Below are 17,397 nucleotides of genomic sequence, written 5' to 3' on the forward strand. Positions count from 1 at the left end.
AGATGAACTATGAAAATCGTTGCAGATGAAAATCTGGCATTTACTGAGTATTTTTTTACCGAATTTGGTGAAATAAAGCAAGCGGCAGGTCGAACATTGACCCATGAGGATGTCAAAGAAGCCGATGCATTATTGGTACGATCAGTGACTCAGGTAAATGCAGAATTAATTCAACAGACCGCACTCAAATTTGTCGGTAGTGCTACGATTGGAACAGATCATTTAGATATTAATGCTCTAGAAAAGCAGGGTATTGCTTGGTCAAATGCCGCAGGTTGTAATGCACAAGCGGTTGCTGAATATGTGATTACTGCATTGCTCTTCGTTAAACCTGAATTATTGAATGCAAATGAACAATTTACCTTGGGCATCGTTGGCTTAGGTAATGTCGGTTCACGTTTGGCCGTCATGGCAGAATTATTCGGTTGGAATGTCATTGGCTATGATCCATTTGTGCAATCTGATCATGTGAAACAAGTTGAATTTGCAGAACTGTTAAAAAAAGCAGATGCGATTAGTATCCATGTGCCACTAACTAAAGTGGGGGAATATCCAACCTATCATTTAATTAATGCTGCTGCACTTGCCGTTATGAAGCCTTCAGCGATTTTGATTAATTCCGCGCGTGGGCCCGTGGTCGAAGAAGCTGCCTTAATTGCCGATATTCAACAAACTCAGCGTAAAGTGGTCTTAGATGTTTTTGAACATGAGCCAGAGATTTCAGTAGCATTGTTGGATTTAATTTACGTGGTGACACCCCATATTGCAGGCTATAGCTTGGAAGGTAAAGCACGTGGCACACAGATGATCTATGAAGCATTCTGTCAAACTTTCAATCAACCGATAAATAAAGCTTTTGAAAGTCAGTTGCCCGTCTGTGAGCAGTATTTTACTGGTGCTGACTTTAAGACGGTATTACAGCGTTATTTAAAAGATATTTATGATATCGCTCGTGATGATGCCAACTTACGTGCTTGCCTAAAAGACGGCAAGGTGGATCAAAAAGCCTTTGATTATTTACGTAAAACCTATCCTTTACGCCGTGAATGGGCTGCGCATGGAGGCCCAGCAGCATGAGTCAGATGAACTTTCAGCCGAGTTGTGAACTCACTGCACTTCGTGCACGTGCCACGATGTATGCTCAAATTCGCCAGTTTTTTGCTGCACGTGATGTGCTTGAAGTGGAAACACCTGTGCTTTCACAAGCGGGTGTCACCGATGTGCATTTAGCATCGGTACAAGCTCAGCGTCATGTGAATGGTCAAAAGCAAACGCATTATTTGCAAACTTCACCTGAATTTGCCATGAAGCGTCTGTTGGCAAGTGGCAGTGGGCCTATCTACCAAATCTGTAAAGTTTTCCGTGATGATGAACATGGACGTAAACACAATAGTGAATTCACCATGTTGGAATGGTACCGTCCGGGTTTTAGCTTAAAAGACTTGATGTTTGAAGTGACTGACCTATTGAATGAAACTTTGAAACAGCGCTTTGGTGAAATTCGTCCGACTATTTTGAGCTATAAGCATGCCTTTATGGATCGTTTGGATTTGAATCCGTTACAAGCCACTTTACAAGAGCTGAAAGATTGCTGTCGTCGTGTGGGGCTAAGCTTAGATCTGGGTGAAGACCGTTTAGGCTATATCGATTTATTGTTCTCGCATTATGTAGAGCTGAGTCTCGGTTTTGATACGCCAGCATTCCTTACAGATTTTCCACCGGAAATGGCTTCTTTGGCGAAAACCCGTGTGGACGAAGATGGTGAATTGGTTGCAGCACGATTTGAGCTATATATCGAAGGTTTAGAGTTAGCAAATGCTTATGATGAACTGATTGATGCAGACGTTTTACGCCGTCGTTTTGAGGCGGATAATGCAGAGCGCGCTAAACTTGGCTTGCATGTGATGCCGATTGATGAATATTTGCTTGCTGCATTACCGCATATGAGCGAGTGTGCAGGTATAGCCTTAGGTATTGATCGATTGCTAATGGTGGCTATGAATCAGCTAAAGCTTGAAAAAGTCATTAGTTTTCCAGCAGCTGTGTCATAAGTGAACTGAATAGCTGCTGTCTATAAATGCTTATACATTTTAGACAGCAGCATAGCTTTCAAATTTAAAAAGGCCTATCAACGTATAGATTGTGATTTAGCGATAATATGTCTAAATATTTATAAAAGATGCAATTTAATTACAGCAGAGTAGCTCAAATTTTATATAAATTATCAATGTCACAATAATAAAAAGAGTAATAAAGGCTATTTCAAGACCTTTATTTCTTTGAATTTTTTTATGATAGAAAACAATGCTGAGTGGGGAAAGAAAAAAGGAGACAATTATCGCCCACAGCCAGTTTAAATTTGGGCTTCTATCAATACTCCCGTCATTCTGTGTAGTCCAGTCTTGATGTGGATGAATAAAATCCACAGCAGCGCTCGCTAATAGAAAAATATTAATATAAAACATAACTCCCAAAACTATATAAAAAGGAATAGAGCTTATAAATGAACGCTTAATTATTAAGGAGCCTAGGGCTAACATTCCAAAAAATATCATGATGAGCTGTGGCAAACTTTTTAAAAGGGTTTGGGTAAAGCCCATCCCTACTAGGAGTCCGCAAAAGACAATAGCAATCAATATATTGGAAAGTTGTTTCTTCATTATTTTTATTCTTTTTACCAGTCTTAAATTGGGTTGAGTATCAGTATTTAATTTTCAGAGATGACACTAGATTATTTCAATTTTTCATTTATTTCAAAATACTTCGGCAGGCTTAACAGCAATGATGAAAGTCAATCCTCTCATTTCTGAGAGGATTTATTTTAAGCTGTAGGCGTGTTATGGCCGAGTTCATGCTTGAATTGTCCGATAGCTTCAATTCGTTTCTGAATCAACATTTCACCAATATCAGGGCCTTTCACATCTGAAGGTAAGTCAGAAGCCTTAATATTACGAACCACCTGCATGGCATCTAAAACGTATTGAGCTTGCGGATAGGCACGATCCTCTAAACCTAAGCGACCACGTGAATCACATTCACAGGCTTGTACAAAGGCCTCTACGCGTTCAGGACGGCGTAATACATCCATACGTTGTAACAGACGCCATAATGTTCCCGGTTTTAAACTCAGAGCTTGATGGCATTTTAAATGCTCTTTACACACTGAGATGGCCAATTGTTTGGTATTGGTGGGAACTCGCATACGGTCACAGATTTCGGTAACAGGTTTTACCCCACGCTCTTCATGCATGATATGGCGCGGTAACTCATCTACTGGAGTGAGTGCTTTACCCAAGTCGTGTACCAGTACAGCAAAACGAACATCCAAAGAATAATTTGCACGACACGCTTGTTGTAGCGACATCATGGTATGAATACCACAGTCTATTTCAGGATGATATTCAGGACGCTGTGGAATACCGTATAACGCATCAATTTCAGGGAATAAGACTTTTAAAGCGCCACAGGCTCTTAAGACTTCAAAATATTCATCTGCATGGTCTTCCATTAATGCACGGGATGTTTCCTTCCATACGCGTTCAGGTGTGAGGGCTTCAAGCTCGCCAGATTTGGCAAGCTCTTGCATCAGCGCAAGTGTTTCTTCAGCCACTTTAAAACCTAAAGCTTTATAACGTGCTGCAAAACGTGCAATCCGCAGAACTCGCAAAGGATCTTCGACGAAGGCATCAGACACATGGCGAAGGATGCGTCGCTCTAAATCTTGTTGACCATGGTAGGGATCATAAATTTGGCCAGCATCATCCATGGCAATCGCATTGATCGTGAGGTCACGTCGAATGAGATCTTGTTCGAGTGTGACATTGACGTCGGTATAAAATTCAAAGCCATGATACCCATGTCCAGACTTACGTTCTGTACGGGCTAAGGCATATTCGTCTTTGGTCTCTGGATGAAGAAAAACAGGGAAATCTTTACCCACAGGTTGATAACCTTGAGCAAGTAATTGTTCCGGCGTTGCACCGACAACGACATAATCTTTTTCGTGATAGGGGTGCCCGAGCAAGTGATCTCGAACTGCACCGCCTACTAAATAAACTTGCATGAAAAAACCTCTATTCTTAGAGCAATCATGCTACAGAACAGAGGTTTTCTCAAGTCACAAAGTGTGTTCAAGTCAACTAAATTAGAGTGCTAATTTTTCGTTTTCTTGAATCTCTGCAACTGTTAATGCAGTCATATTCACTAAACGGCGAGTTGTCGCTGTTGGTGTTAAAATATGAACAGGTTTTGCAGCACCCAAAAGAATTGGGCCAATCGTCACGTTACTACCCGATGTTGATTTCAACAAGTTGAACGAAATGTTCGCTGCATCCAGATTCGGCATAATCAGCAAGTTCGCAGAACCTTTAAAACGTGAGTTCGGGTATGCGAAATGACGAATATTTTCATCCAATGCAGCATCACCATGCATTTCACCTTCAACTTCAAGTTCAGGTGCAATTTCTGACAAAATATCATAAACCTTACGCATTTTTTGTGCGCTAGGATCATTTTGGTCAGAACCGAAACTTGAGTGAGAAAGCAATGCTACACGCGGCGTAATACCAAAACGGCGGACTTCTTCAGCCGCTAAAATAGTCATTTCAGCAAGCTGTTCAGCTGTTGGGTTACGGTTAATGTAAGTGTCGGCAATAAACAAGTTACGATCTTCAAGCATTAATGCATTCAGCGTGAAGAAGTTATTACGGCCTTCTTTTAGCCCAATCACATTGCTGACGAAGTCTAAGTGAATGTCATAGCTAGAATAAGTACCACATAGCATACCGTCAGCCACACCATGACGAACCAGCATTGCAGCGATCAGGGTAGAGCGACGACGTGCTTCACGCTGAGCGTATTCAGGTGTTACACCTTTACGTTGCATGATGCTGTAGTAATCGTCAGCAAACTTATCGTATTCAGGGTTTTTCTCTTGATCGACGATAGTGATGTTCACGCCGTCTTCAAGACGTAGACCTAATTTCTTGATGTTCGCTTCAATGACTGCAGGACGACCGACAAGAATTGGTTTTGCTAAACCTTCATCAACAGCAATTTGCACCGCGCGAAGTACACGTAAATCTTCACCTTCAGCATATGCAATGCGTTTCGGATCAGTTTTCGCTTGCGCAAAAATTGGTTTCATCATAAACGCAGAGTTGTAGACGAATTCAGATAAACGTTGACGATATGCAGAGAAGTCTTGAATCGGACGAGTTGCAACACCAGAATCCATCGCTGCTTGTGCAATTGCAGGTGCAATTTCAAGAATCAAACGTTGATCTAATGGGCGCGGAATCAGGTAATCACGACCAAATGAAGCAGATTTTTCACCATACGATGCAGCATCAGCTTCGACATGCGCCATGCGAGCAATCGCATGTACACAAGCAATCTTCATCTCTTCATTAATCGTAGTTGCGCCAACATCTAGTGCACCACGGAAAATATAAGGGAAGCAAAGTGCATTGTTCACTTGGTTTGGATAGTCTGAACGACCTGTTGCCATAATCACGTCTGGACGTGCTTCATGTGCATGTTCAGGAAGAATTTCAGGGTCTGGGTTAGCAAGGGCAAAGATAATCGGATCTTTCGCCATGACTTTAACCATTTCTTTGGTCAAAATACCTGCTGCAGAAAGACCAAGGAACATGTCCGCACCTTCCATTACATCAGCAAGCTGAGAGCCTTCGATGTCTTGAACATATGCTTTTTTAGACTCATCCAAGCCTTCACGTTTAGTGGTCAATAAACCGCGTGAATCTGCCACAACGATGTTTTCTTTTTTCACGCCAAGTGCGCAAAGTAAGTTCAAACATGAAAGGGCAGCAGCACCTGCGCCAGAAGCGACAATTTTGATTTCTTCAATTTTTTTGCCATTGAGTTGAAGTGCATTCAGTAATGCAGAACCCACAATGATCGATGTACCGTGTTGGTCATCATGGAACACAGGAATATTCATGCGTTCACGAAGTTTTTGCTCGATGTAGAAACACTCTGGGGCCTTGATGTCTTCAAGGTTGATACCACCGAAAGTAGGTTCTAATGCTGCAACGATATCTACGATTTTGTCTGGATCGTTTTCAGCAATTTCAATGTCAAAAACATCAACACCAGCGAATTTTTTGAATAGAACGCCTTTACCTTCCATAACAGGTTTTGACGCTAAAGGACCAATGTTACCTAAGCCTAGTACGGCTGTACCGTTACTGACTACAGCAACAAGATTACCGCGCGCTGTGTAAAGTGCAGCAGTAGATGGGTCGCGTTCAATTTCTAAACAAGGTGCAGCGACACCTGGCGAGTATGCGAGGGCTAAATCGTGTTGGTTGACCAATTGTTTGCTTGGTGTAACGCTGATTTTCCCCGGAGTTGGAAATTCGTGATAATACAAAGCCTGCTGTTTTAAAGATTGATCGTCCATCTGTATCTCGATTGTGTTTTGTTTATCCAATATAAAGCTGAAATGCTTGCTTTATCCGCTTGAATATAACATTAGTTGCACAGTTGGGACAGTCGAAGTCGCGTCTTTTTCAGACAATCTTATAGCTCAGGCATAGTGACTTATATTAAGTAAGTATAAGCAGGCGAAGAGATATTATTTTCAAGGAACACGGTTGCCTCTTCTTGTGGCAATGGCTTAGAGAAAAAATAGCCTTGAGCAATGTCACATTCTAAGTCTTGTAGATACTGTAACTGTTGTTCGGTTTCAATCCCTTCAGCGACTACCGTCATGCCCATCGCTTTGCCCATGGCAATCATGGCACTGACGATGGCCAATTGTTTATTTTCACCAATTTTAGAGATAAAACTCCGGTCAATTTTTAAGATATCAATTGGGAAATCAGCTAGATAAGATAATGATGAGTAGCCCGTACCAAAGTCATCAAGTGAAATATTGATTTTACGTTTTTTGATTTCGTTTAACAGTTCACGTACTGAATCTAGATTTTCGACCAAAGAGGATTCGGTAATTTCCAGTTCTAAACTTGCACCATCAATTTGATTGGCATCTATCGCTTCATCAAGATCATTTAACAATTGTCCACGGCGCAGTTGCTGCGCGACAATATTGACGGATACACAAATATTTTGATAACCCAAATTATTCCAAAAGCGAATTTGCTGCGCGGTTTTTTGCAGGACAAAACGCCCGATATCGGAAATTAAACTGGTTTGTTCTGCTAAAGGAATAAATAAGCCCGGTGGTATTAAGCCTTTTTCAGGATGATTCCAGCGCACCAAGGCTTCAAAACCGTAAATATTTTTATCACGGAAATTGATCTTCGGTTGGTAATACACCACCAGCTCATTATTTTGAATGGCTTTACGTAAGTCTCGTTCCAAGAAGATCCCTTGCTCTAATAATGCGGTATTTTCATTGGAATAATAACGTGTAGTATTGCCTCCCAAATTTTTAGCTTCGCTCAGCGCTTGTTCTGCACAGTTATTTAGATAATCTAGCTGACGGCCATGCTCAGGATAGAACGCTACACCCATCGATAAGGTGATGACATGTTCTTGGCCAAAAATATTAAATGGAATGCTAAAGGCTTTATTGATGCGTTCACAATGCTCATGCACAGAAGGGCGGATGTGTGAAATTTCATACACAATCGCAAAATCATCGCCATTTAAATGTGCAACAAACAGAGCTTCGGCATTGGTCAGACGCAAACGCTGTGCGACTTGGCGTAACAGTTCGTCACCACCGTTATTGCTGAGATATTCATTTAATGGACGGAAACGGTCGATGTTTAAACGTATGACGGCCAACTGTTTAATCGAATCTTGTTGCGAAACTAAATACTGATGCAGTTGATAGTTGTAATAAAAACGGTTCGGCAAATCCGTTAAAGTGTCATAATTTTCTAAATAAGATAAACGTTGTTCTTGCAATTTACGTTCTGTTAAATCTGAGACAATTCCAATGTAATGGGTGACGCGATTTTGATCATCGGTAATCGCATTAATATGCATCCATAGCGTCAGTTCTTTACCTGAAAGAAATTTTTCGTGCAATTCACCATCATATTCACCAATTTTCAGCACTTGTTTAATGATCGAGTAGTGCATACTGCGTTGAATTGATTTGTAATTTGCTGTGATATCAAATAGATGTTTGCCAATAATTTGGTCGTAGTTAAATCCAGTTAATTGTTCGTAAAACGGATTGACTTCGATATAGCACAGCTCTTCATTTAAAATGAAAATCCCTTCAGCGGCTTGTTCGAGTACGCTGGCTGCAAGTTTTAAACGTTCTTGAGACGTCCGTTCTTGATGGATATCACGACGAATACCGACCATGCGCAAGGGCTTGCGGTTATCAGGATCGCGTTGAATGACTCGCCCAATATCATGTACCCAACTCCATTTTCCTTGACTGTTTTGAATCCGATAGGTGGCCTCATAACGGTCTTTAAATCCACGAAGATGTTGAATCATCGCTGATTTAAAATGAGGGATATCATCAGGATGGATCACATGTTGTAATTGTTGCTGATGCTCTTTCGAATGTCTAAGGGTTTTTTCTTGCTTATAGTTGGTGACAACGATTTTACGGTCTTTGATATTCCAATCCCAAGGACGTAAACCGGCGATTTCATGCGCAAGGACTAAATTGGCTTGTTGGTTTTCTAAATCCTTGTTCATTTGCTCAATGTCGAAGGTCCGTTCTTTGACTTTTTGTTCAAGGATTTGGTTACCTAGTTGTAATTGTAATTCGATGTCACGTGATTTGTTGACTTCATCTTGGAGCTGCTGACACAGTTCATCAGTCCATTTGACTTGTTGCTTGGCACTATCAACCAGTAGGTTGTTTTTTGCATGTAAGGTCGACACACGACGGTGAATCCGATATGACGTCATGGCGCACATTAGAATCACAATGAGCCCAAAATTAATACTCAGGCTAAATAAGTGATTTGAACTATCTAAGAAAAAGAACTGTGCAATCAGATACGGCACGATAGACGGGATAAAGGCTAAACAAAAATAATTGAGTTTTTGCGTTAAATAGGTCAAACCAAAGGTTTGCGTCACGATCAAGAGTAGGGCTGAGAGCGTTAAGGCCTGAATCGGTTCAAAGCTTTGATTGGTCGCAGGTAAATAGTAAAAAATTAAAAAGATACCGCTCGCAATAAGCGTACCGACTGAAAAACACTGAAATTGTAGCCAACGATGCGCAATCATCAGTGAATATTGTTCAGGTTTAAAATAAACGGTGCTCATCAGCCAGCATAAACTGACAAAAACTTCGGTAAAAATAAACCAAATATTGAAATATAAAGATGGTGATTTATAAAAAATTTGATATATCGAAAAAATATATAAGCAAATAATCAGAATACTGACTAAAAAATAGCGGCTATGGCGAATCGTGTTCGCAATTTGAGCAGTATGATTGTACTGCTTGATATATTCATCTTGTTTATACGTCATGAATATAAAAACCCTGCCTTAACCAAATTTAGATCGTTGTATTTGTATTGTTCCTGAGAGTATTTGTTTATTCTTAGTAACAAATCATTTGTTTTTATTGACTCTAGGGTAATTGCGTTACAAATAAAAAGCAATATCAAGGATGCCATCATTGATGCTTTCAGATGAACCATCGAGTAAAAATTAAATAAATTTATAATTTAAAATTGAAAGTGCAACTACAGGTGCAGTTTCTGTGCGAAGGACACGTTCACCGATACACCAGTTCACAAAACCTTTCTCATTTGCTGCGCTGATCTCGGCTTCGCTCAAGCCACCTTCAGGGCCAATCAGTAAGGCAAAGTGCGGGTCAGCATCTGCTAATACATCAACTTCATCTTTATTGGGTGCGAGTACCAACTTGGTTGTCGGTAGATTACTCTCCAACCATTTTTCAAGAGAAAGGGGCGCAAGTACTTTAGGGACAATGTTGAGACCACATTGTTCACATGCAGCAATAGCAATGCTTTGCCAATGGTCGAGTTTCTTTTGATCACGATCGTACTTCAAACGCATTTCACAACGTTCGGATGTGAGTAGTTGAATTTCAGAAACACCGAGTTCCACCGCTTTTTGAATTGCATAATCCATGCGGTCGCCTTTGCTCATCACTTGACCCAATAGTGCTGTAAAATGTGGTGTGCGATTGCTTGGATTGAATTGCAAAACTTGGACGGCAGCCGACTTTTTAGCGACTTCAACCAATTCAACATGGTATTCGCCACCTTGCCCATTGAACAAAGTGGCAGTTTCGCCCACTTGAGCACGTAAAACTTTTACCCAGTGATGAAACACTGTTTCCGTTAATTCAACAGTCGTATCAACAGTTAAATCAGCTTCAATATAAAAACGTGGCATTAAAGTTTTACTCTCAAAAAGGTCGAAATGTCTTATGCAAGACCGAGGTCTTTCACAAGTTGACGTGTAGGGTCAGTGGTATTCATGGTGTAGAAGTGCAGGCTTGGCGCACCACCAGCAATCAGGCGTTCGCAAAGTTTCACAATCACTTCATGACCAAAGGCTTTGATTGACGCTGTGTCGTCGCCATAAGTCGCAAGCTGTTTGCGAATCCAGCGAGGAATTTCTGCACCTGTACCATCAGCAAAACGAATTAAATTGCTTGCATTGGTAATCGGCATAATGCCTGGAGCGACAGGAATGTTCACGCCTTCTTTTTGAATGCGCTCTACAAAGTAGAAATAGGCATCTGGATTAAAGAAGAACTGGGTGAGTGCTGCATTAGCGCCAGCATTGGCTTTGTCGCAGAAACGTTTGATGTCGAGATCAAAGCTGTCTGCTTGCGGGTGCATTTCTGGGTATGCTGCAACTTCAATTTTGAAATGATCACCAGTATGTTCACGGATGAAACGCACAAGATCTGTTGCATAAGGCAATTCGCCTAAGCCCACCTGACCAGAGGGCAAGTCACCGCGCAGCGCAACAATACGGTCAATGCCTTGTGACTTATACAAATCCAGCAATTCGGCAATACGTTCTTTGCTGTCACCAATACAAGACAGGTGAGGGGCAACAGGTGTGCCTTTACCGTTGAAGTCGTTCAATGTAGACAAAGTACGTTCACGGGTAGAACCGCCTGCACCGTATGTTACAGAGAAAAATTCAGGATTTAATAATTGTAGTTCTTGGTGTACAACTTTAAGTTTTTCCGCGCCCGCATCAGTTTTGGTCGGGAAGAACTCAAAGGAAATAGGAATCTGTTTTGACATGTTCAAATCCTTTTTTTATAAATACTTTTATTTAAAAAAATCCCCTCATCCTAACCTTCTCCCTGAGCCATATATGGCGCAAGAGAAGGGACTTCCATTATGAAAGTAATAGTTATTTGGAGTTAACAACAAATTTGCTTTCACAATGAAGAGTTCCCTCTCTTGCGCTGAGCTTCAAAGCAGTGCTTGAAGCACGCTCAGGAGAGGGTTAGGGAGAGGTATTTATAAAACTTAGTATTTATAAGCCTCAGCTTTGAACGGGCCTTCAACTTGAACACCGAGGTAATCCGCTTGTTCTTGAGTCAAAGTCGTCAATACGCCACCGAAACCTGCAACCATTGCTGCAGCAACTTCTTCGTCTAATTTCTTAGGAATAAGTTCTACGCGGATCGCCGCTTGTTTTTGATCTTCTGAAAGATCAGCAAATTTTTCAGCGAACAAGTGCATTTGACCCAATACTTGGTTAGCAAAAGAACCATCCATAATACGCGATGGGTGACCAGTTGCGTTACCAAGGTTCACCAAACGACCTTCAGAAAGAAGGATTAAGTAATCGTTTTCATTTTCGGTACGATACACTTGGTGAACTTGTGGCTTAACTTCAACCCACTTGTAACCGCGTAGGTAGTTTGTATCGATTTCAGTGTCGAAGTGACCGATGTTACAAACTACAGCGCCAGCTTTTAATGAATCAAGCATTGCTGCGTCACATACGTGGTAGTTACCAGTCGTTGTTACGATCAAGTCAGTATTTTGAAGAAGGTCAAGGTTGATGTCTTCTTTCTTGCCAGTTTGAATGCCATTTTTATACGGAGCAACAACTTCGAAACCGTCCATGCATGCTTGCATTGCGCAGATTGGGTCAACTTCAGTTACACGTACAATCATGCCTTCTTGACGAAGTGATTGAGCAGAACCTTTACCTACGTCGCCATAACCGATCACAAGCGCACGGCGGCCAGATAAAAGCATATCTGTACCACGTTTGATGGCATCATTTAGAGAGTGACGGCAACCGTATTTGTTGTCGTTTTTAGACTTAGTTACAGAGTCGTTTACGTTGATTGCAGGAACTTTTAAAGTACCGTCGCGGTGCATTTCGTAAAGACGTTGAACACCTGTAGTGGTTTCTTCAGTAATACCGTGGATTTTAGCAATTACTTCTGGGTATTTTTCGTGAACAAGTGCAGTTAAGTCACCGCCATCATCCAGAATCATGTTGGCATCCCAAGGTGTACCGTTCACATTGATTTGCTGTTCAAGACACCACATGTATTCTTCTTCAGTTTCGCCTTTCCAAGCAAATACAGGAATACCTGCAGCAGCGATTGCAGCAGCAGCGTGGTCTTGAGTAGAGAAGATGTTGCATGAAGTCCAGCGTACTTCTGCGCCCAATTCAACTAGAGTTTCAATTAAAACTGCAGTTTGAATAGTCATGTGGATACAGCCTAGGATTTTCGCGCCAGCAAGGGGTTTAGCCGCTGCATAGCGTTTGCGAAGACCCATTAGGGCTGGCATTTCTGCTTCTGCGAGTTTGATTTCTTTACGGCCGTAGTCAGCTAGTGAAATATCGGCAACTTTGTAATCTGTAAATGAAGCATTAACCGCGTTCATCACGATCTCCTTAATAAAAACAATTGATCATTCAGTTCGCGGATGCCGTTGTTGATTGGAACGAGTGTCCAACCGAATCGTCGAGCCTAGCGATCTTATATTTAGTGCCTATAAGAAAGTCGCAGCATCCCTCGACTAGGGCAGTATTGTACTTGGAATTACGTTTTGTTCCAATCTGAAATTGGTTAATATCTGACTTATAGATTTCTTGATCTATAAAATTACGCTGTGAGTATTTAAATTTAATAAATCGCTTGGGAGTATAAGAAGAATGATTAAACCCTTAATGGCTTTATTGATGTTTTGGCCAGTGCTTGCCGTATCCAATGATTCAACAGGCTATGTGGCAACAGGCGGTGTGCAATACCTGAAAAATAAAGATATTCAAATGTTCAGTGAAGACCTGTTTATTAGTAAAAAAATCATCAAGGTCGATTACCAGTTCAAAAATTTAAGCAATAAAGATGTGACTGAAACGGTCTTATTTCCGCTGCCAAAAGTTGAAAACTTCTTTGAATCTGATTTTGCCAATACTGAAAAATTGCTAAAAAGTTTTAAAGTTCAGGTGAATGGAAAAACGATTCAGCCTGAAATGCACGTACGCACTTTTATTCAAAAAGATGAGAAAACAGCGCCGATTGATATGACTGAGAGTTTTAAGCAATGCGGATTTACGGAAAAAGACATGCTGAATCCGTGGAGCAGGCAAGATGTTGAATATAAAACTTTTGAGGCAAAGCTTAGAAACTGTAAAAATGCAGCGCTGCAAAAAGTATTGCCCAAAGATTTGAGTGAAGAAATTTCATGGTCATCTCAGGTGATTTATAGCTGGAAGCAAACGTTTAAAGCCAATGCGCTCACACGTGTACAGCATCAATATGCACCGCTAGTGGGTGGGTCTGTGGCTTTATATCCTGATGAATATAATAAAAGTTATTGTATGGATCAAAACTTTAAGGCAGGACTCAGAAAGGCTAAATCACAGCATGCACCATTTCAAGCGCTGGGCTATATCTTAAAAACTGGTGCCAATTGGGCAAAGCCTATTCAAGATTTTAAACTGACTATCGAGCGTGATGCAGGAGAGTTGGTTTCTTTTTGCTGGGCAGGTAAAGTGAAGAAAATCAGCGCTACGCAGTTTCAAATGGTTGAAAAGAATTTTGTGCCCAAACAAGATTTGGACATTATTTTTGTGCATGTGAAATCAGGTCTGGATTAAAACTTGCAGGCAAAACTGCTGCGATTTGTTTATCATCGTCCATAAGCAATTTTGAGTTTTGATATATGTCGATGGAAATACCTGATGAGTTGGCAAATTTAGAAGCCAACGGGGGCATTTATGCGGTGTGGATGCTGCTGCAGCACTTAGGTATAGATGCAGACATTCAGCAACTCATCGAAGTTTGCGCTTATGAAGCTGACCATGGCACAACAACCATTGGTTTAGCCGTTGGGTTAAAGAAGTTTGGCTTCCAAGTAAAGTTTTACACAGAGCATGATCCTGAGCTGCAAGACAGTGAAAAACGCAGCTATGCGGAAGCGGATCAATTGGAACTGCCTATATTGCCTGCAATTGGCTATGCACAAATTCAGCAGGCTTTTGAACAAAATCAGTTTGTGATTGTCTATTACGACACCCTAGACGGAGTGGGGAATCATTCCTTGGTGTATGACATTGATGAGACAGAGATCAGTTTCTTTGACAGCTTTGATGCCATGCCAGCAGACGTATTTGAACAGCAGCGTGGTGCGGAAGGCATTTGCCGACAAGTCATTATTGTGGATGTAAATGATTATGTGGCGAGCTGAGCCATTTTGTTAAAAGCAAAAAGCCCATCATGAGATGGGCCTTTTTCTTTGTGATTTAAGCTTTGGGCTGTTCGGCCGCATTGGCTTTTTCATTCCAAAAATCTGCTTTTTCTTCATCAGCGTCGATGCCTAATCCATTAGCATAAATAAAAGCCAAATCACGCATGGCTTGAACTTCACCTAATTTTGCAGATTGTTCAACCAGTTCAATGGATTTAGCGACATCTTTTTCCACCACATCGCCGCGACGGTAAAAATTGGCGAGTTCTAAAATTGCAGCAGGATGGTCATGTTTTGACGCTTGTTCTAACCAGCGGTGCGCATGCTCAAAATAGGTTTTAGATTCTTCAGGATCTTCTTCGAGCATATCTTTGGCATAGACTGCATAACCTTCACCCAGCCAATACATCGCTTCTACATGACCTAACTGAGCTGCTTTGAGTGCCCATTCTTCAGCAAGTTCAACATGCTCATCATTTTCACTTTGCATATAAATTTCAGCCAGTTCAAATTGAGCATCTTTATTTCCTGCCATGGCGCGGTTATATAAAGCAGGAGAGATCGAAAGTTCAGACATGTGTAATCCAAAAGAGCAGAATAGGCATAGCCTAATCGGTTGGCATGAAAAAAGCCAATCCGAAGATTGGCTTTCAATGTTTAGAGATCGTTGTCTAAAGAATTAAAATTTCAATAACACTGCAGACAATACAAATATGACAACTAATGCACCGATAATTTTCCAAAAATATTCAGCGATATAACTAATACATAGCCCGACAAATAAAGCCGCAATGGTCAGCGCGCCAAACCAATAACTGATGTTATTGCTCGGCGTGCCAAGTGAGAGGCAAATTATCAAGGCAATAATCAATAGCGCCCAGCCGACTAACGTGGCTAACCGTGTTTGGCCCACACTTAACTCTTTGCTGTAGAACTGCTTTTGATGTTTAGACATGCTGCATGCCAAGGCAAAAAAACCTAAGCTACTCAGTGCCCAAATCAGGAGAAAGAACATCATGCTTCAACCTCCTTTGTGCCACGTGCTTTTTTAACAGGCAGCCCTTTATGCTTTTTCACTTTGTAAAATGAATAGGCAAACAAGATAGCCAAAAGCCACATTGCAAGATCAAAGGATGCAATCATCCATTGGCCATTTGCCATGGTATTCCAAAGCGCTTGACCACCAGTCATGAAGTTTACAATTGGCAGTAAGGCAAAAATTGCTGTGGCAAAAGCTAAAAGTTCCAGCCACGCTTGACGGTGCGTACGGAACATCGCATAAACGAGCGTCAGTAGCCAAACAATAAAGAAACTACGAATTTCTAATTCCGAACGGTTTTCAAGCTGTGCGGGAATAAAACGGTTGGCATAGAAAAATGCTGCACAGGCAATGGGTAAACCAATAATCGCTGCAATATTGGTCACTTCAGCCGTGCGGTAGCCAAATGATTTAAAGCCTTGTTTCTGCTGTTGAGGCGCACGTTTTACACACCACAGAATGAGACCTGTAGCGACCATCAGGGTGCCTACAATCCCTGAAATAAACAGCAGCCAACGTAGTGCTAAATCTACACCGCGTGCTTCATGTAGCGTAGTGACTACATTGTAAATACCCATCGGTACAGAAGGGTGCTTTAACTTGGCACTTTCGTCAGTTAAGTCTTTGCCAGTTACGCCATCAAATTGTTTGCTTGCATAGACATTTCGATAAGCAACACTTTCACCATGTAAGGCGCGTAGTTCAATTTTAGCTTGGTCTGTATTCGGTGCAATGATGCTAACGGTACTAATCGGATTGGTTTTCCATTCAGTCTGAACCGCAGTCACGATTGGCGCTAAGTTGGTCAACGGCGCAGCAACGACAGGTTGCTCTTCACGTTTAGAGCGACGATCTCCTCGACCTTCACCACGGCCCTCAGCACGATTTTCGCCTTGGTTTTGTGCAGAATTGGCACGGGCTTGCTGTGGGCGTTCGCCACGTTCTTCGCGTCCTTGGGCAGATTCACGTCCTTCAGGTTTATTTTCTTGAACTAGGGCACGATTTTGTTCTTGTAAAAATTGTCCACGGTTTTCATAAATACGCTCAATCCCCCAAGGCATGATTGTAAATAACAGCAGCAACAGGCCACTAAAGGTGATCATGATGTGGAAGGGAAGCGCAAATACTGCGGTTGCATTATGTGCATCGAGCCAAGAACGTTGTCCTTTACCTGAACGGAAGGTAAAGAAATCTTTAAAGATTTTTTTATGAGTAATCACACCACTAATGATGGCAACTAACATCAACAGTGTCGCTATCCCGACAAACCATCGCGTCCACATACGTGGCATACCATAAAGTTCGAAATGGAAACGATAGAGAAAATTACCACCACGCGTATCGCGCGGCTCAAGCACTTCACCTGTAGCACTATCAATGTAGATTTGTTTACCACCACGGCGTGCGCGAGGGTCTTCACCTTGTTCACGAACGGTAATTAATGTGGCATTTTGACGCGTATTCGGCAGTAAAATATTCCAAGCACCTGCATTTGGATGATTTTGCTGTAAATAATTCAGTGCGACTTGAGTTTGTTGGACTTGTGAACTGGCTGGAACGGATTGATGCAGCTCAGGTGTCATCCAAACATTGATTTCATTTTTAAAAAAGCTCAGGGTTCCGGTCAGGAAAATTGCATACAGCAACCAACCTAAGATGAGGCTAGCCCATGTATGCAGCCAAGACATGGACTGGCGTGGTCCCTCAACTTTTGCATCAACACGCATT

14 protein-coding genes are annotated in these 17,397 nt (G+C 41.6%); 4 read left to right on the forward strand and 10 right to left on the reverse strand.

Annotated features, from left to right (window positions below):
* Positions 1-9: 9 nt before the first annotated feature.
* The gene (locus FTT98_RS05815) at positions 10-1,077 is read left to right on the forward strand and encodes a 4-phosphoerythronate dehydrogenase (RefSeq protein ID WP_180113920.1); all 1,068 of its coding nucleotides are present in this window, start codon (positions 10-12) and stop codon (positions 1,075-1,077) included.
* Positions 1,078-1,082: 5 nt separating this feature from the next.
* Entirely contained in the window at positions 1,083-2,051 is a 969-nt protein-coding gene (epmA, locus tag FTT98_RS05820) for an EF-P lysine aminoacylase EpmA (protein WP_373685130.1), read from the forward strand.
* A gap of 135 nt (positions 2,052-2,186) precedes the next feature.
* Here the strand turns inward: epmA and FTT98_RS05825 are convergent, their stop codons facing one another.
* From FTT98_RS05825 to ahcY, 7 genes are all read right to left on the reverse strand, one after another.
* Positions 2,187-2,660 (reverse strand): hypothetical protein, encoded by a 474-nt coding sequence (locus FTT98_RS05825; protein WP_111883903.1) that lies wholly within the window; start codon positions 2,658-2,660, stop codon positions 2,187-2,189.
* A 161-nt stretch (positions 2,661-2,821) separates the two neighbouring features.
* Entirely contained in the window at positions 2,822-4,063 is a 1,242-nt protein-coding gene (locus FTT98_RS05830) for a multifunctional CCA addition/repair protein (protein WP_180116885.1), read from the reverse strand.
* Positions 4,064-4,144: 81 nt separating this feature from the next.
* A complete protein-coding gene (locus FTT98_RS05835; RefSeq protein WP_180123743.1) occupies positions 4,145-6,424 on the reverse strand; it encodes an NADP-dependent malic enzyme in 2,280 nt (759 codons plus the stop codon).
* A gap of 140 nt (positions 6,425-6,564) precedes the next feature.
* Positions 6,565-9,441, reverse strand: a complete 2,877-nt coding sequence (locus FTT98_RS05840; RefSeq protein WP_180177143.1) for an EAL domain-containing protein — start codon at positions 9,439-9,441, stop codon at positions 6,565-6,567.
* 183 nt (positions 9,442-9,624) lie between these two features.
* Positions 9,625-10,338: a 16S rRNA (uracil(1498)-N(3))-methyltransferase gene (locus tag FTT98_RS05845; RefSeq protein WP_180055741.1), complete on the reverse strand. Its 714-nt coding sequence runs from the start codon at positions 10,336-10,338 to the stop codon at positions 9,625-9,627.
* A 32-nt stretch (positions 10,339-10,370) separates the two neighbouring features.
* The gene (gene metF, locus FTT98_RS05850) at positions 10,371-11,207 is read right to left on the reverse strand and encodes a methylenetetrahydrofolate reductase [NAD(P)H] (protein ID WP_168378282.1); all 837 of its coding nucleotides are present in this window, start codon (positions 11,205-11,207) and stop codon (positions 10,371-10,373) included.
* A 231-nt stretch (positions 11,208-11,438) separates the two neighbouring features.
* A complete protein-coding gene (gene ahcY / locus FTT98_RS05855; RefSeq protein ID WP_180177144.1) occupies positions 11,439-12,821 on the reverse strand; it encodes an adenosylhomocysteinase in 1,383 nt (460 codons plus the stop codon).
* Between the two features lie 271 nt (positions 12,822-13,092).
* Between ahcY and FTT98_RS05860 the strand changes: the two genes are divergently transcribed.
* Entirely contained in the window at positions 13,093-14,040 is a 948-nt protein-coding gene (locus FTT98_RS05860) for a DUF4424 family protein (protein ID WP_180106420.1), read from the forward strand.
* A gap of 65 nt (positions 14,041-14,105) precedes the next feature.
* Positions 14,106-14,630: a cysteine peptidase family C39 domain-containing protein gene (locus FTT98_RS05865; RefSeq protein ID WP_180049060.1), complete on the forward strand. Its 525-nt coding sequence runs from the start codon at positions 14,106-14,108 to the stop codon at positions 14,628-14,630.
* Positions 14,631-14,685: 55 nt separating this feature from the next.
* Here the strand turns inward: FTT98_RS05865 and FTT98_RS05870 are convergent, their stop codons facing one another.
* The 3 genes from FTT98_RS05870 to FTT98_RS05880 all read right to left on the reverse strand — a co-directional run bounded on the left by FTT98_RS05870 (position 14,686) and on the right by FTT98_RS05880 (position 17,396).
* Positions 14,686-15,207, reverse strand: a complete 522-nt coding sequence (locus tag FTT98_RS05870; protein WP_180076778.1) for a tetratricopeptide repeat protein — start codon at positions 15,205-15,207, stop codon at positions 14,686-14,688.
* Between the two features lie 102 nt (positions 15,208-15,309).
* The gene (locus FTT98_RS05875) at positions 15,310-15,648 is read right to left on the reverse strand and encodes a DUF3325 domain-containing protein (RefSeq protein ID WP_180177145.1); all 339 of its coding nucleotides are present in this window, start codon (positions 15,646-15,648) and stop codon (positions 15,310-15,312) included.
* Positions 15,645-17,396, reverse strand: coding sequence for a PepSY domain-containing protein (locus FTT98_RS05880; RefSeq protein WP_180177146.1), 1,752 nt, complete (start codon positions 17,394-17,396; stop codon positions 15,645-15,647). The genes FTT98_RS05875 and FTT98_RS05880 overlap by 4 nt, the downstream gene beginning before the upstream one ends.
* Between the last annotated feature and the right edge of the window lies 1 nt (position 17,397).

It is taken from the genome of Acinetobacter sp. YH12039, from assembly GCF_013420015.1.
Taxonomy (GTDB): Bacteria; Pseudomonadota; Gammaproteobacteria; order Pseudomonadales; family Moraxellaceae; genus Acinetobacter; species Acinetobacter amyesii.

Bases quoted from the DNA above. Each gene is read 5' to 3' on its own strand.
- FTT98_RS05835 (WP_180123743.1), bottom strand. From the start codon at position 6,424: ATGGACGATCAATCTTTAAAACAGCAGGCTTTGTATTATCACGAATTT.
- FTT98_RS05830 (WP_180116885.1), bottom strand. From the start codon at position 4,063: ATGCAAGTTTATTTAGTAGGCGGTGCAGTTCGAGATCACTTGCTCGGG.
- FTT98_RS05870 (WP_180076778.1), bottom strand. From the start codon at position 15,207: ATGTCTGAACTTTCGATCTCTCCTGCTTTATATAACCGCGCCATGGCA.
- ahcY (WP_180177144.1), bottom strand. From the start codon at position 12,821: ATGAACGCGGTTAATGCTTCATTTACAGATTACAAAGTTGCCGATATT.
- epmA (WP_373685130.1), top strand. From the start codon at position 1,083: ATGAACTTTCAGCCGAGTTGTGAACTCACTGCACTTCGTGCACGTGCC.
- metF (WP_168378282.1), bottom strand. From the start codon at position 11,207: ATGTCAAAACAGATTCCTATTTCCTTTGAGTTCTTCCCGACCAAAACT.
- FTT98_RS05840 (WP_180177143.1), bottom strand. From the start codon at position 9,441: ATGACGTATAAACAAGATGAATATATCAAGCAGTACAATCATACTGCT.
- FTT98_RS05815 (WP_180113920.1), top strand. From the start codon at position 10: ATGAAAATCGTTGCAGATGAAAATCTGGCATTTACTGAGTATTTTTTT.
- FTT98_RS05865 (WP_180049060.1), top strand. From the start codon at position 14,106: ATGTCGATGGAAATACCTGATGAGTTGGCAAATTTAGAAGCCAACGGG.
- FTT98_RS05875 (WP_180177145.1), bottom strand. From the start codon at position 15,648: ATGATGTTCTTTCTCCTGATTTGGGCACTGAGTAGCTTAGGTTTTTTT.
- FTT98_RS05860 (WP_180106420.1), top strand. From the start codon at position 13,093: ATGATTAAACCCTTAATGGCTTTATTGATGTTTTGGCCAGTGCTTGCC.
- FTT98_RS05825 (WP_111883903.1), bottom strand. From the start codon at position 2,660: ATGAAGAAACAACTTTCCAATATATTGATTGCTATTGTCTTTTGCGGA.
- FTT98_RS05845 (WP_180055741.1), bottom strand. From the start codon at position 10,338: ATGCCACGTTTTTATATTGAAGCTGATTTAACTGTTGATACGACTGTT.
- FTT98_RS05880 (WP_180177146.1), bottom strand. From the start codon at position 17,396: ATGCGTGTTGATGCAAAAGTTGAGGGACCACGCCAGTCCATGTCTTGG.